Annotated in this window: 12 protein-coding genes and 1 pseudogene; 8 read left to right on the top strand and 5 right to left on the bottom strand. The window is 70.2% G+C overall.

What is annotated here, in order from left to right; all coding sequences use genetic code 11:
- Positions 1-98: 98 nt before the first annotated feature.
- Positions 99-734, top strand: coding sequence for a hypothetical protein (locus NDW01_RS09025; protein ID WP_252818684.1), 636 nt, complete (start codon positions 99-101; stop codon positions 732-734).
- Between the two features lie 249 nt (positions 735-983).
- Here NDW01_RS09025 and NDW01_RS09020 read toward each other — a convergent pair whose 3' ends face one another.
- Together NDW01_RS09020 and NDW01_RS09015 are read right to left on the bottom strand one after the other, a co-directional pair.
- Positions 984-1,154: a hypothetical protein gene (locus NDW01_RS09020; protein WP_252818683.1), complete on the bottom strand. Its 171-nt coding sequence runs from the start codon at positions 1,152-1,154 to the stop codon at positions 984-986.
- A gap of 419 nt (positions 1,155-1,573) precedes the next feature.
- Positions 1,574-2,788 (bottom strand): S53 family peptidase, encoded by a 1,215-nt coding sequence (locus tag NDW01_RS09015; protein ID WP_252818682.1) that lies wholly within the window; start codon positions 2,786-2,788, stop codon positions 1,574-1,576.
- Between the two features lie 170 nt (positions 2,789-2,958).
- On the opposite strand from NDW01_RS09015, the gene NDW01_RS09010 reads away from it, so the two are divergent.
- Both NDW01_RS09010 and NDW01_RS09005 read left to right on the top strand, forming a co-directional pair.
- Positions 2,959-3,324, top strand: a complete 366-nt coding sequence (locus NDW01_RS09010) for a DUF2568 domain-containing protein (RefSeq protein WP_252818681.1) — start codon at positions 2,959-2,961, stop codon at positions 3,322-3,324.
- A 261-nt stretch (positions 3,325-3,585) separates the two neighbouring features.
- Entirely contained in the window at positions 3,586-4,173 is a 588-nt protein-coding gene (locus NDW01_RS09005) for an ATP-binding protein (protein WP_252818680.1), read from the top strand.
- A 173-nt stretch (positions 4,174-4,346) separates the two neighbouring features.
- Here the strand turns inward: NDW01_RS09005 and NDW01_RS09000 are convergent, their stop codons facing one another.
- On the bottom strand, positions 4,347-6,686 hold the full coding sequence (locus NDW01_RS09000) for an ATP-binding protein (RefSeq protein WP_252818679.1): 2,340 nt from the start codon (positions 6,684-6,686) through the stop codon (positions 4,347-4,349).
- 231 nt (positions 6,687-6,917) lie between these two features.
- Here NDW01_RS09000 and NDW01_RS08995 point away from each other — a divergent pair.
- From NDW01_RS08995 to NDW01_RS08975, 5 genes and pseudogenes are all read left to right on the top strand, one after another.
- Positions 6,918-7,760: pseudogene (locus tag NDW01_RS08995) on the top strand (acyl-CoA dehydrogenase family protein); the annotation flags it as partial.
- Positions 7,761-7,874: 114 nt separating this feature from the next.
- On the top strand, positions 7,875-9,110 hold the full coding sequence (locus tag NDW01_RS08990) for a helix-turn-helix domain-containing protein (RefSeq protein WP_256511091.1): 1,236 nt from the start codon (positions 7,875-7,877) through the stop codon (positions 9,108-9,110).
- A gap of 50 nt (positions 9,111-9,160) precedes the next feature.
- The gene (locus tag NDW01_RS08985; protein WP_252818677.1) at positions 9,161-9,463 is read left to right on the top strand and encodes a hypothetical protein; all 303 of its coding nucleotides are present in this window, start codon (positions 9,161-9,163) and stop codon (positions 9,461-9,463) included.
- Positions 9,463-9,696, top strand: a complete 234-nt coding sequence (locus tag NDW01_RS08980; protein ID WP_252818676.1) for a hypothetical protein — start codon at positions 9,463-9,465, stop codon at positions 9,694-9,696. The genes NDW01_RS08985 and NDW01_RS08980 overlap by 1 nt, the downstream gene beginning before the upstream one ends.
- Entirely contained in the window at positions 9,684-9,917 is a 234-nt protein-coding gene (locus NDW01_RS08975; RefSeq protein WP_252818675.1) for a hypothetical protein, read from the top strand. Before NDW01_RS08980 ends, NDW01_RS08975 begins: the two co-directional genes overlap by 13 nt.
- Positions 9,918-10,625: 708 nt before the next feature.
- Here NDW01_RS08975 and NDW01_RS08970 read toward each other — a convergent pair.
- Together NDW01_RS08970 and NDW01_RS08965 are read right to left on the bottom strand one after the other, a co-directional pair.
- Entirely contained in the window at positions 10,626-12,062 is a 1,437-nt protein-coding gene (locus tag NDW01_RS08970) for a replication initiator (RefSeq protein ID WP_252818674.1), read from the bottom strand.
- Positions 12,059-12,238 (bottom strand): hypothetical protein, encoded by a 180-nt coding sequence (locus NDW01_RS08965; RefSeq protein WP_252818673.1) that lies wholly within the window; start codon positions 12,236-12,238, stop codon positions 12,059-12,061. The genes NDW01_RS08970 and NDW01_RS08965 overlap by 4 nt, the downstream gene beginning before the upstream one ends.
- Positions 12,239-12,531 lie beyond the last annotated feature (293 nt).

The following is a 12,531-nucleotide window of genomic DNA, read 5'->3' as shown; positions in this document are numbered from 1 at the left end:
GAGGGATGATGGCAATTGCGGCGCGCCCGGCTTAGTGATTCCAGGGCCGTCGTGTTTCAGGCTCTATGCCATTCCGATTCAAAGGAGGCACGACTGTGGTGAGGAAAGCGTCCGTTAGCGGCCTGGCGGCCGCAGCAGTGGCGAGCGGTCTCCTCATGGCCGCGCCCGCATACGCCCAGACCCGTACCGCGCCCTCGACCGGCAGCCAGGTCGTGGCGGCCACGGCGGCGGAAGTCGTCTCCGCCCTGCCCGGCGACGACGGCCGGCGGCGCCGCGAACGCGAGCGCATGCGCGAACGCGAGCGCATGCGCGAACGCGAGCGCATGCGCGGCGAGCACGGGCGCATGCGCGGCGAGCACGGGCGCATGCGCGAGCGCGAGCGCATGCGCCCGGGGCGTGAGTTCCGCCGGGAGGAGCACCCCAGAGGCAGGAGCTACGGCCGGTACGGCCGGGAGTACGAGAGGACCCGGGGCGGCCTGCCGCGCACCGAGCGCGGCCGGGAGGAGCTCCCCCGCGAGCGCGGCGGCATCAGCGAGAGAACGCGCACCGGCGTGTCCGAGCGCGGTCGAGTGCCTCATGAGCGCGGCATCACCGAGCGGACCCGATTCGGACCGCAGGAACGCGGCCGGACGGGCGTGGAGGAGCGCGGTCGAACCGGCATGTCCGAGCGCGGCCGGACCGGCGTGGAGGAGCGCGGCCGGACCGGCGTGGGCGAGGGTATTCCCACCGACTGAGTGATCGAGGAGCGGTCCGGAAACGCCATCCGGATCAATCGATTCGAGGGCACAGGCAACCGCCTGTGCCCTCGACCTGTGCGGGCCCGCCTCCGTCCGGCCGCTCAGGGCGCAATAGGAGCGGTCTATCATGGCGGGGATTTGTGGAGCCCTTACTGGCTCATTGTGTTATCTCCAGGTTGCGCAGCAATAATGGTTGATGCGTAGGCCTCCCGCAAGCGCGACCGAGACGGTCATCACTTCAAAACGTCATGCGCTCTTGACGAAAAGGAGGCTGAACGTGTCGAGGAAGAAGTGGGTCGCTTCCGGCCTTGCCACCGCCGCGACCGCGAGCGCACTGATGCTCGCGTCGCCCGCGATGGCCCAGAACGGCGCGGTGACGTCCACCAACAGCCGGACGGCGGCCACGGCCCAGGGCAACGTCGGCAACGTGGCCGCGTCCGACCACCACCGACGCCATCGCCACAGGCACCATCGGTACCACCGGCATCACCGCCACGGCCGTGGCGGCGGTGGCGGCGGGTACGGCCGCGGTGGCGGCGGGTACGGTCCCGGCGGGGGCGGTGGGTTCGGCCCCGGCCGCCGTCGAGGCGGGTACGGTCCCGGCCCCGGCGGCGGGTTCGGTCCGGGCGGCGGGTACGGTCCCGGCGGGGGCGGCGGGTACGGTCCCGGCGGTGGTGGCGGCGGTGGGTTCTGGCGTCACCGGTGAGAGGAGTTCCGCGGCGGAGACGGCCCTCCTGCCATGAGGCCGGTACCGATGCGGGCGACCACGACCGGAGGGCCTATCAGCGACCCGTCGAGACGGGATCCGGGCCGCCGACTCGTTCGGCGGCCCTCGCTCACCCGGCCTGGAAGGCCGTGACGCCGTTCGGGGTGCCCAGACCCGTGGGACCGTCGTAGCCGGGCCCCGCGTTGCACAGGTACGCCGGAGCGCAGGAGCCGTTGCTCCCGGACGTCACGTCGTGGAGCGCGCTTGCGTGCGCGTACGGGAAGGAGGCCGGGTCACTGCCCTCGGGCGGCGGGCCGGCCAGCGCGTACGCCGCGGCGATGATCGGGGCGGAGGCGCTCGTACCGCCGACGACCAGCCAGCCGCCGACGCCGTACGTGTCGTAGACCGCGACGCCCGTGGCCGGATCGGCGACGGCGGACACGTCGGTGATCGTCCGGCGCGCGCAGCCGGCGTCCCGCTGCCGGCCGGGCTTGGCCGTGAACGCGGAGCAGCCGGACCCCGCTCCGCTCCACGCGACCTCCGCCCAGCCGCGTGACCCGCCCGCCGAGCGCAGAGACGTGCCGCCGACCGCGGTCACCCGCGGTGAGGTCGCCGGATACATGGTTCCGTACCCGCTGTCCCCCGACGCGGCCGTGATCGCCACGCCCGGATGGGTGAAATACGCGGTGTCGTATCGGGTGGCCGAGGAGTCCTCACGCCCGCCGTAGCTGTTGGAGATGTAACGCGCGCCCAGGCGCACGGCCGTGTTGACGCCGGCGCCGAGCGACTCCATGTCCGCCTCGTTCGCCTCGATGAGGAGGATCCGGCAGTTCGGGCAGGCCGCCGAGACCATGTCCAGGTCCAGGGCCGCCTCCTCGCCCCACCCGATGTCCGCCGCCGGCAGCCGGGTCCCGCCGTTCTGGTCGACCTTCCGCAGGCAGCCGTCGGCGCCGGTGCAGGGCGGCAGCCCGTACTGCGCCCGGTAGGTGGCCAGGTCCGCCTCCGCCCGCGGGTTGTCGTAGGCGACGACGATCGCGACCGTCTGCCCGCTCCCGCCCGTCGCCGCGGGCAGGCCGTAGGCGCTCTGCAGGGCGGCCGGCCCGATGCCGGGCGGAGCCGCCGACTTCAGCATCCCTTGCTGCGGGGCGACGTCGGCGCGCACGAGGGCCAGGCAGGCCATCCGGCCGTTGGCCGGGGCGCCGCAGGCGGGAACGACCGAGAGCCGTGGGTGCGCCAAAGCCGGGTCGGCCTTCGCGGGCGGCGCGGCCAGGACGGCCAGTGAGACGAGCAGGGTGCCGACGACCGGCGGAAGCCGTCGACCTCGCGGGAGAGTGAGCGATGACACCCTGCTATTGACAGCACAGAGGGTGCTTCGTGATCGATCACCGACGAGCCCCCCTCGTCGATCAGTCGACCACCGTTTACCCACCCTTGCCCAGCCGCCCGCCGCGACAGCGCGCGCCACTTCCGGTGATCGGGAGCCGTAGGCTTCGGGCAGCTGAGAAGGAGAGTGCGATGATCCCCCGTCCGTTGCATGCGGTGAATGAGGGCCTGGCGTTCCTGCTGGAGCTCCTGGCGCTGGCCGTGCTCGCCTGGTGGGGCGCCGAAGCCGGTGACGGGGTGGTCCTGAGCGTCGTCCTGGCGGTGGTCCTTCCCCTGGTCGCCGCCGTGGTGTGGGGACTCTTCGCCGCGCCGAGGGCCAGGATCCGGCTGCCGCTCGCCGGCGTCCTGTTCGTCAAGGTGGTCGTGTTCGGCGCGGCCGTCGCCGCTCTGTACGCGCTGCACCATGGGCGTTCGGCCCTCGTCTGCGCGGTGATCGTGATCCTCAACCTGCTGATCGCGACCATGGACCGGAACGCCCTCGTACGGAACCGCGCCTAGCCGCCCTGTCCGTCTTCGTGACGAGGCGACTACGTGGAATACGTAGCGAGATGGGGATTTGTCCCGTCACGAAGGCGTGGTCTCAGGGGAGATGCTCGTGTCATACGCCGATTCAGGCCGACTCGGCGATGACCGAAAGTACGAGACGATGTGTCAGCAGCAGGCCACGTGCCCGCCCGCGGATGTCCCCCGTGGTGACGCGGGCAGGTGCGCGCTCCTCGCGGGACGAGAACGGCCGCTGCGCCAGGGAAGGCGGACGCCGTGAACCGGCTCAGCCTCGCCGGCACCCCCGTGAGGACCCCCACGAGCACGCAGTGGCGGCGCCCCTTGGCGCCGCAGGTCGCGCTCGCCCCCGGAAGCGGCGGCGTTCATCAGCGGCGTGGACCGACTGCCACCGTCCCCCGCGGTGAGTTCGCCCGCCCTTCCGTGGAGTCGGGGAGCGACCGGGGTACCGCTTCGTGGCCGCTCCCCTCCTCGACCGCCGCGGTGCCGCCCGCCCGCCGCCTCACCGGCGAACAGCTGGAGCACTGGGGCCTCGGCGACCACCGTGACACCGCCGAGCTCCTGGTCAGCGAACTCGTCACCAACGCCGTACGCCACGGCAGGGGAGAGATCCAGCTGACCGTGTGCGCGGAAGAGGACAGGCTGCGGTTCGAAGTGCACGACGAGGCCGCCGAGTCGGTGCCACAGGTACGACCCGTCGGCGAGATCGACGAAGGCGGGCGCGGGCTCCACCTGGTGGGCATGCTGTCCAGCCGCTGGGGCGCCGCGCGTACGGCGACCGGGAAGTTCGTCTGGTTCGAACTACGGACCCACCGGCCGTTTCCGGAGTTGGAAGTCGAGCTGTGAGGAGGTGCGGCCGAGGACAGAACACAGCGATACCCGTTTGATGCCTCGCAAGGATCCGGGGGCCGGAAGGCGGGCCCCCTCGCCAGGACGCTGCCGCCCCCGGATCCGCCCGCCAGCGGGGCGCATCCCTCCGGTCGCCAGGACGCTGCCGCCCCCGGATCCGCCCCTCCCCCTTACCTGGGTCGTCTCTTTCCCACCCAGGCTCCGATCTGGGCGCGGGAGTTGAAGCCCAGTTTGTTCAGGATGTGCTCGACGTGGCCCTCGGCGGTTCGCTGGGCGATCACCAGCCTGGCCGCGATGTCCTTGTTGCTCATGCCTTCCGCGACGAGATCGGCGATCTCCGTCTCGCGGCGGGTGAGGGGTGAGCCGACGGGGTCGGCGACCGGGAGCCGCCGCTCGCCCAGCGCGTAGGTGAGGGCGTTGCCGAAGGGCAGCGCCGCGCCCGCCTCGCAGGCCGTCGCGAAGGCATGGCCGCCCATGGCCGCCCGCGTACGGGACGCGCACTCCTCGTGGCAGCGGACCAGGTGGCCGCATCCGGACGGCGGCGCGCCGATCAGCCGCCAGGTCGTCCGCAGGATTCCCAGGAGCCGGGCGGCCCGCTCGTAGTCCTTCTCCGCGGTGGCGACCCAGGCGAGGATCTCGAAGTCGACCCCCATGCCCAGCGGGTCGTCGAGGTCCCGGTGGGAGCGCAGACTCCGCCTGACCAGCTCCGTCGCGCCTCTCAAGTCGCCTTCTCGCCAGGTCTCCACGCCCAGCGCCATGGTCGCGTACGCCCCGTTCCAGCGCTCCCCGGCGGCGTCGCAGAGGGTCAGGCCCTCCTGCCCGTACTCGAGGGCGGACTTCGAACTCCCCTGGAAGGAACACGCGAGGCAGAGCCAGATCAGCCCGAGCGCCAGGCCCTTCCGGTCACCGAGCCGGCGGTGAACCGCGGCGGCCTCCTTGTAGTACCGGATCGCCGAGTCGGCGTCCGTCGCGTACATCGCGACCATCCCGCGGAACAGCGCGACGTACGCGCCCACGGACCGCGATCCGAGAAGGTCCCCGATGCTCCCGGCCTCGTCCAGCATGCGCAGAGCGGCTCCGGACTCCCCTTGCGTGATGGCCATCCAGGCGTCGGCGCACAGGGCCTTGGCCCGTACGGCGCCCGGTTCCGTTCCGGCGGCGAGCCCGCGGTCCAGCCAGCCGCGGCCCTCCGTGAGGTAATAGTTGACCATCCAGTGATGCAGCAGGCCGGCGGCCATCTCCAAGCCGACGGCGCTCTCGTCCGCCGTGCTGAAGGAGTACTCCAGGGCGGCGCGCAGGTTGGGATGCTCGGTTCGCAGCCGGTCGAGCCAGGCGACCTGGTCGGGTCCGAACCAGTCGTGTTCGGCTCGGGTGATGAGGTCGCGGTAGTGGTCGCGGTGGCGTTGTTGGACTCGGGTGGTGGTGCCGGAGGCGTGGAGGCGTTCTCGGCCGTATTGGCGGATGGTCTCCAGGAGGCGGTAGCGGACGGTGCCGGAGTGTTCTTCGCGGAGGAGGATGGATTTGTCGACGAGTCCGATGACGAGTTCGAGGATGTCGTCGCGGTCGATGCCGTCGCCGGCGCAGACGGTTTCGGCGGCTTCGAGGTCAAGGCCGCCGGAGAAGACGGAGGTGCGTTCCCAGAGGAGGCGTTCGGGTTCGGTGCACAGGCCGTAGCTCCAGTCGATGAGGGCGCGCAGGGTCTGGTGGCGGGGCAGGACGGCGCGGGAGCCGGAGGTCAGGAGGCGGAAGCGGTCGTCGAGGCGGGCGAGGAGCTGGTGGACCGACAGGGCGCGCAGGCGTACGGCGGCCAGTTCGATGGCCAGCGGCAGCGCGTCGAGGCGGTGGCAGATGCGTTCGACGGTGGGGAGGTTGTCCTGGGTGAGGGTGAAGCCGGGGACGACCGACTCGGCGCGTTCGGCGAACAGCCGCACGGCGTCACCGGCCACGATCCCGCCGTCAGGGGCGGTGTCCGGTCCGGTGACGGTGCGGCCGGTCACCGGCAGGCTGGAGATCGAGAGGGTCTGCTCGCCGGCGACGCCGAGGGCCTGGCGGCTGGTGGCCAGGATCCGCAGGCGCGGACACGCGCGCAGCAACGTCTCGGCCAGCAGCGCGGCCTCCGGAAGGAGGTGCTCGCAGTTGTCCAGGATCAACAGCGCGTGGGCGTCGCAGATGTGGTCGATCAGTACCTGCAGCGGCGGATCGGCCGAGGAAGCCTCGACCTGCAGGGTCTCGCACACCACCGGGGTCAGCATGCCGGGATTGGCCAGGGCGGCGAGGTCGACCAGCCACACGCCATCGGGGAAGGCACGGCGGACGAGTGTGCCCACCCGGGCGGCGAGCCGGGTCTTGCCGACGCCACCGACCCCGGAAAGGGTGACGAGCCGTGACGCGGACAAGAGACGTTTGACCTCGGCCACCTCGTGCCGACGCCCCACGAAACTCGTCACTTCGGCCGGCAGGGGTGGCCCGTGCGGTCGAGGCTCGACCTGCTCGGACTTCACAGCCTTCATCGGAGCCCCGTAACGGCTGCCGGCCGACCGGACCGCGGCCAGGAACCGTGACCTCTGCAGACTTGAGTCTAGCCACCCGGGACGGCCGTTGACGCAGAGTAACCGTCAAAACGGCCCACGCTCCCGGTAAGCCGACGGCCCGTGAGCATCGGACGTCACATGAAGCGCCCCCGGCGATCTCCGCCGTCATGCTCGCACGCCGATACGGTGGAGAACCGAGGAGGACCGACCGTGCCCGAGCTGTCCGAGGAAGAACACGCCATCGTCGAGGTCGTCGCCGACTTCGTCGACCGGGAGGTACGCCCGGTCGCCCGCGACCTGGAGCACGCGAACACCTACCCCGAGCACCTCATCGACCGGATGAAGGAGCTGGGCGTCTTCGGGCTGGCCGTTCCCGAGCCGTACGGTGAGGTCGCCGTGTCCAAGCGGTGCTACGTCCTCGTCACCGAGGAGCTGGCCCGCGGCTGGATGAGCCTGGCCGGGGCCTTCGGCGGTCACACGGTCGTCTCGCACCTGATCGGCGTCTTCGGCACCGAGGAGCAGAAGCGCCGCTACCTGCCCCGCATGGCGACCGGCGAGCTGCGGGCGACCATGGCGCTCACCGAGCCGTCCGGCGGCTCCGACCTGCAGGCGATCACGACCACCGCCCGCCGGGACGGTGATCACTACGTCGTCGACGGCGCGAAGATCTGGATCACCAACGCGCGCCGCGCCGGCCTCATCGCCCTGCTCTGCAAGACCGACCCGGAGGCGATCCCCCGGCACCGCGGCATCAGCATCCTGCTGGTCGAACCCGGGCCCGGGCTGACCGTCTCACGCGACCTGCCCAAGCTCGGGTACAAGGGCGTCGAGAGCTGCGAGCTGGCCTTCGACGGCCACCGGGCGCCCCTCGACGCGCTGCTCGGCGGCGTCGAGGGCACGGGGTTCGCGCAGATGATGCGGGGCCTGGAGGTCGGCCGCATCCAGGTGGCCGCGCGGGCGCTCGGCGTCGGCCGCGCCGCGCTGGAGGACTCCCTGCGGTACGCCCAGGAGCGCGAGGCGTTCGGGCGGCCGATCTGGCAACACCAGAAGATACATCGGGGCTACTACTTCTGCCTAGCCGCTTGAGACAGATTCCGAACAGGGGTCTTTCCGGTTCGTGCGGCGTACTCTGGCCGCAGGGTCACCGCTACTCCTTGGGAGTCCCCCATGCCCGAGACTCTTCCCCCTGAGCTGACGCGCGGCGAACGTATCCGTGCCCTCCGCGAGCGTCGCGGCATGTCCCGCACAGTGCTCGCCAACCTGGTCGGTCGTAGTCCGGACTGGTTGAAGAAGATCGAGCGGGGCGAACGCGACCTACGCGATTACACGCTCCTCGTCCGGCTCGCCGTAGCTCTCCGCGTCAATGACCTGTCCGTCATCACCGGTGGAACAACACCGGTGCCGGTCGATGCCTCCTCGCGCCTCATGCTGCCGTTCGTCGGTGAGATCCGAGATGCCGTGCGGGGACCGCTGTTCTCCTCTCCGTCGCAGGACGACCCTCCGTCCGTGGACGTACTTCGGGGGCGGGTCTCGGAACTGTGGCGGCTGTGGCACTCATCGCGCTTCCAGCGCTCCGAGGTCGGCCGGATGCTGCCTGATCTCATCCGGGATGCTCAAGCGTCAACGCGCCACTTCGACGGGCCGGAACGGCGCAAGGCGTACGCGGTGCTCGCTGACGTCTACCACCTGGCGCAACAGGCACTCGCCTACGCCTGTGAGCCGGAGCTGTACTGGGTCATCGTCGACCGTGGTCGTCTCGCCGCCCAGGAAGCCGACGATCCCGTGAGCCTCGGCGGGGCCGCGTGGACGTACGGCAACGGGCTCCGAGAGACCGGGTACACGGAGGAGGCCATACGCGAGGTAGAGACGGCCGCGAACGCACTCGCGCCGCTCCTGGAGGAAGGCTCCGACGATCTCCGGGCGATGTACGGCGCGCTTCATCTCCACGCGGCGATCACCTATGCGCGGGACGGAAGAGACGGCGACGCGTGGCGTCACTGGGACGAAGCCAACCGCGTCGTCGATCGGCTTCCCGCTGGCTACGCGCACGCCTGGACCGTCTTCGGGCGGGCGAACGTCGACATCCACGGGATCTCCGTCGGGGTTGACCTCCGCACACCCGGTGCCGCTCTGCAGCGCTCCGAAGAGATGGACCTCGACACGGTCCCGTCCGTGGAGCGCCGGTCGCGTGTCCTCATCGAACTCGCTCGGGCACAGCACCAACGCCATGATCACGCGGGCACCCTGCACTACATGAACCGTGCACACACAGCCTCGCCGGAGTCCGTGCGCTACACCCCTCTTGCCCGAGGGCTGGTGTCCGACCTGCTACGCGAGGCGCGGGGACCGCTCAAGAGTGACGCCGTCGCACTCGCTGACGCGGTGGGGGTCCTCGGGGGGTAGGGGGACACCGTGTCCCCCTCTGGTCACTCTGGGTTCTCTACCGTTCGGGCATGACGCAAACGGGAACACGACCAGAGGTCCCGGAGGACGCGCACACGGTCGCTGACCGCTTGGCGCGGGCCTGCCGGATCGAGGGGTTAAGCGCCGACGTGCTGAGCCCGACTCGGGTGCGCGCGTGCGTACCGAACGCGCATGCGGGGCTGGCGGAGATCATAAAGATCATGCCCGATGAGGGCGAGGTCCTGTCCTTCTACTGGAGCTGGGGCGAGCGCATCTGCCCGGCGGCCGACATCACCGGGGCGGTGGCTGCGATCAAGCACGTCGTCACGCCTCCGCTTCATTCGGCGTTCTGATGGCGTCGCCGGACGAGCTGATGTACTCGGTGCACAACTTCCATGCCACCGTGGAGCGGATGTGCCGACCGGGCGTCTCGTGGATCGCCGAGGTGGCACAGCTCAAGATTCTCGTCGGCAAGTATCCGGATCACGCTCGCCAGTTCCTGGACGGCCTGGGGGAACCGGTTCACCGCGCCGGAGCACGGGTCGGCGTAACGGCAGAACAGGAAGGGGCGCGATGGCCGTTGTGACGAGTCGCGTCCTGTCCGGGTGGGTGCGCGTCGGGGACGACATAGAGGGTGTCCCGCTGTGGCGCTGGAACGGGGAACCGGTCTATGCCGCGACTCGTGACACGGATCAGCTCCTGTTCCTCGGTGCCGCCCTGGCCCGGTTCGACGAGATGAGCGCCGAGGAACTCCACGCGTTCATCTCGTCGGCGACGGTACCCGGCGGCGGGGCCGACCGGCCGTGATCTGCGGAGGGGCGGGCGGGATCTTTGGCCGGTGTCCTGCCTTGGGGTGGGAGACCGGGGGCACCTAAGCTCGCTGGCGATCTCGGGCATGCTTGCCTGCCCGCGTCTTCCCGAGTCGTGCCCCCGGTCTTAGGGACCCGCCCCAAGGGAGGTGGCTAAAGATCCCGCCCGTCCCGGCCCACAAGGGCGGCAGCGGACAGAACCGGAATCCGCGGTGAGCAGTGCGGCCGGCCGAATGCCGCAGGCACCCGAAGGGCGAAGTTCGGCCGGCGGCACTGCGCCCCTGGACCGCGAACCGGCGGCGGTGCGGTCTGACGGGTGACGTGCAGGCCCCACGCGGGCGGTCATGTTAACGGCGGGCGGTCCGCCTCTCGGCTCGGGCGCGAACGGCCCCCAAGGCCGCACGCGCAAGCCCGAAGCCGAGGAGCGGACCGGGCGGCGGCGGGAGCGCCGCCGCCCGCCCCGGCTCTCCTGAGCGATCACTACCCGTCCGATCCCAGCGGTCTCCATGCGCGCGGCTCGGTGGGTGCTGATGTCGCTGAGGCGGCCCGTGCCCTTCATGGTCTGTGCGCCAGCCGACCGGCGTCGGCCTCGCCGGAGCGGAGTCCGAACGGAGCGGTAGGCGAGGTGCCGAGTCGGCGGCGCGTGCGGCCCGGCAGGGCCGCCTTGACCCTGTAGAGAAAATCCTCGCCGATTCAGAGCTTCCGGCTAGCTGGCCTTCTGGTCGCGGTCACGTTCTGTGGCCTGACGCCGGATGCTGCGGGCGGTCTGTACTCGCTCCCGGATGGCTTCGGCCCAGTACCCCTCTCCGTGTAGATAGCCGCTCCCCGCGTAGCTCCACTGAGCGAGAGTCAAGGTCCGTCGCTGCTCGGTTGGCTCGCCTTCGCCGTGAGCGCGGGCTTGGGCCTCTTGGTAGTCGGCTCGCTCCTGCCGGAGCGCTCCGAGCGTGGTGGAGTAGTGGCGGCTCTTGGTGGAGAAGTGGCCGCCGTAGCCGAGCATGTGTGCCCACTGGCGTAGCCGCAGATCGACGTATTGCGGGAACTCGGCGAGTTGGAGGCAAGTCCAGATCATCCGGCGTGCGTGCTCGTCGATGTCGAGGGCCTGGACCTGGTGGAGGTAGCGGATCGGCCGGTCGACGGTCCCGGATGCCTCTGCCCCCTTGGTGGCGTACTTGGCGATGTAGCGTGCGACGTTCTTGTCAGTGGTGACGCCGTCGAGTTCGGCGGCGACGTACACCGGCTGTACGTCGAGTTGCTTCGTGCCCCAGACGAGCGACAGTGAGCCGTCTCCGTCTGGTGCTGGGACTGACACGGTGACGTCCTCGGCCGCCTCATGGATCGCCTGCGTCAAAAGATCGGTTGTCGCCCATGCAGGCGGTGCGTCGGTCGGTCCGTCCGGTCCGTCGATGCGGATGACGGCATGGAAGTGAACCAAGCCGCGACGCTGGTACTCGATGACGCGGGCGTAGGACACGCGGGCCTGTTCGCGGAACGCCTTGCGGGTGATGCCGAGAGAGGCAGCCAGGCGTTTAGGGAGTGCGAGCATGAAGCGTCGCCATAGCTCGGCGGCGCGTGCGTTCCAGAGGACGGCTCCGACGTAGTCGTAGCAGTCTCCGCAGATCGGCTGCCCCAGTGTGGAGGCGTCAGCCTCATGGCGTTGGCCGCATCCTTCGGGGCGGCCGTGGACACAGACCGGGCTGTTTCTGCGCGGGCGGCATGGGAGTGCCTTCCCGGCTCGCTCTCGTCGTGTGTGCACGGCACCGAACGACGGAGCGGTGAGGGTCGCGAAGACGCGAGGATGTCTGCTCACGCCTTCGGGAACGCCTTTGCCGCCCTGCATCCCGGCGATGATCAGGTGATACGTGTCGTCGCGGTAGACCTCGGCGCACGCCGGACAACGCGAGGCGCGACGGTTCCCGCACGCCGTGAGCAGGTATCCGGTCGGCTCGTCGGCGGTCGCGTAGGACTCGATGACCTCGCCGGTCTCTGCGTCGAGAGTCACACGCTCGCCTTTGAGACGGATCGGCTGGGCGCATCCGCCGGTTGCGGTGACCATTTGTTGCCATCTTGGGAAGTCCGGCATGGTCGCCCGCTGCAATGCGGCCATGACATCGGGCGGCAGGTCCGGGAGCTGGGAGGTGTTCACGCCGCCTCCGGCATGTGGTCGGCGCTTCCGCTGTCCTGCTCCGGATCCGTGGGATTGATCGCGACACCGAGGATCGTCGCGACGCGTTCCCATTTTTGATCAGTCCAGCGCGGTGACTGCGCGGCCTGTCGCTTGCCCCATTCCTGTGCTTCCGGGCTCGGCTTCAACCCTGACAAACCCCTTCTCCCTCTCGACGGAAAAGGAGCACGCGTGACAGGACACGAGCAACAACGATCCGGCTCAACGCTCGAAGCGTCGGCCGGATGTCGGGCGAGACTGTTCCGTTGAGAGTTCTAAGGTTTTTAGGGCATTCGGTTATCGGCATTCTCGGGCAATTGCCCGTGGGGGCCGACCCCGGGTGCCAGGACCCTACCCCGGCTCAATGTTTATGTATATGTGTGTGTTTTAAGAGGCTGTCGTTTTCGTGAGACGCCCTCGCGGGTGCCTCGGCGGTCGGGAGCCTACCCCG

The organism is Actinoallomurus soli, assembly GCF_024055715.1.
Taxonomy (GTDB): domain Bacteria; phylum Actinomycetota; class Actinomycetes; order Streptosporangiales; family Streptosporangiaceae; genus Actinoallomurus; species Actinoallomurus soli.
Note: the sequence above shows the minus strand (reverse complement) of the source record. Positions and strands in the feature narration are given on the sequence as shown.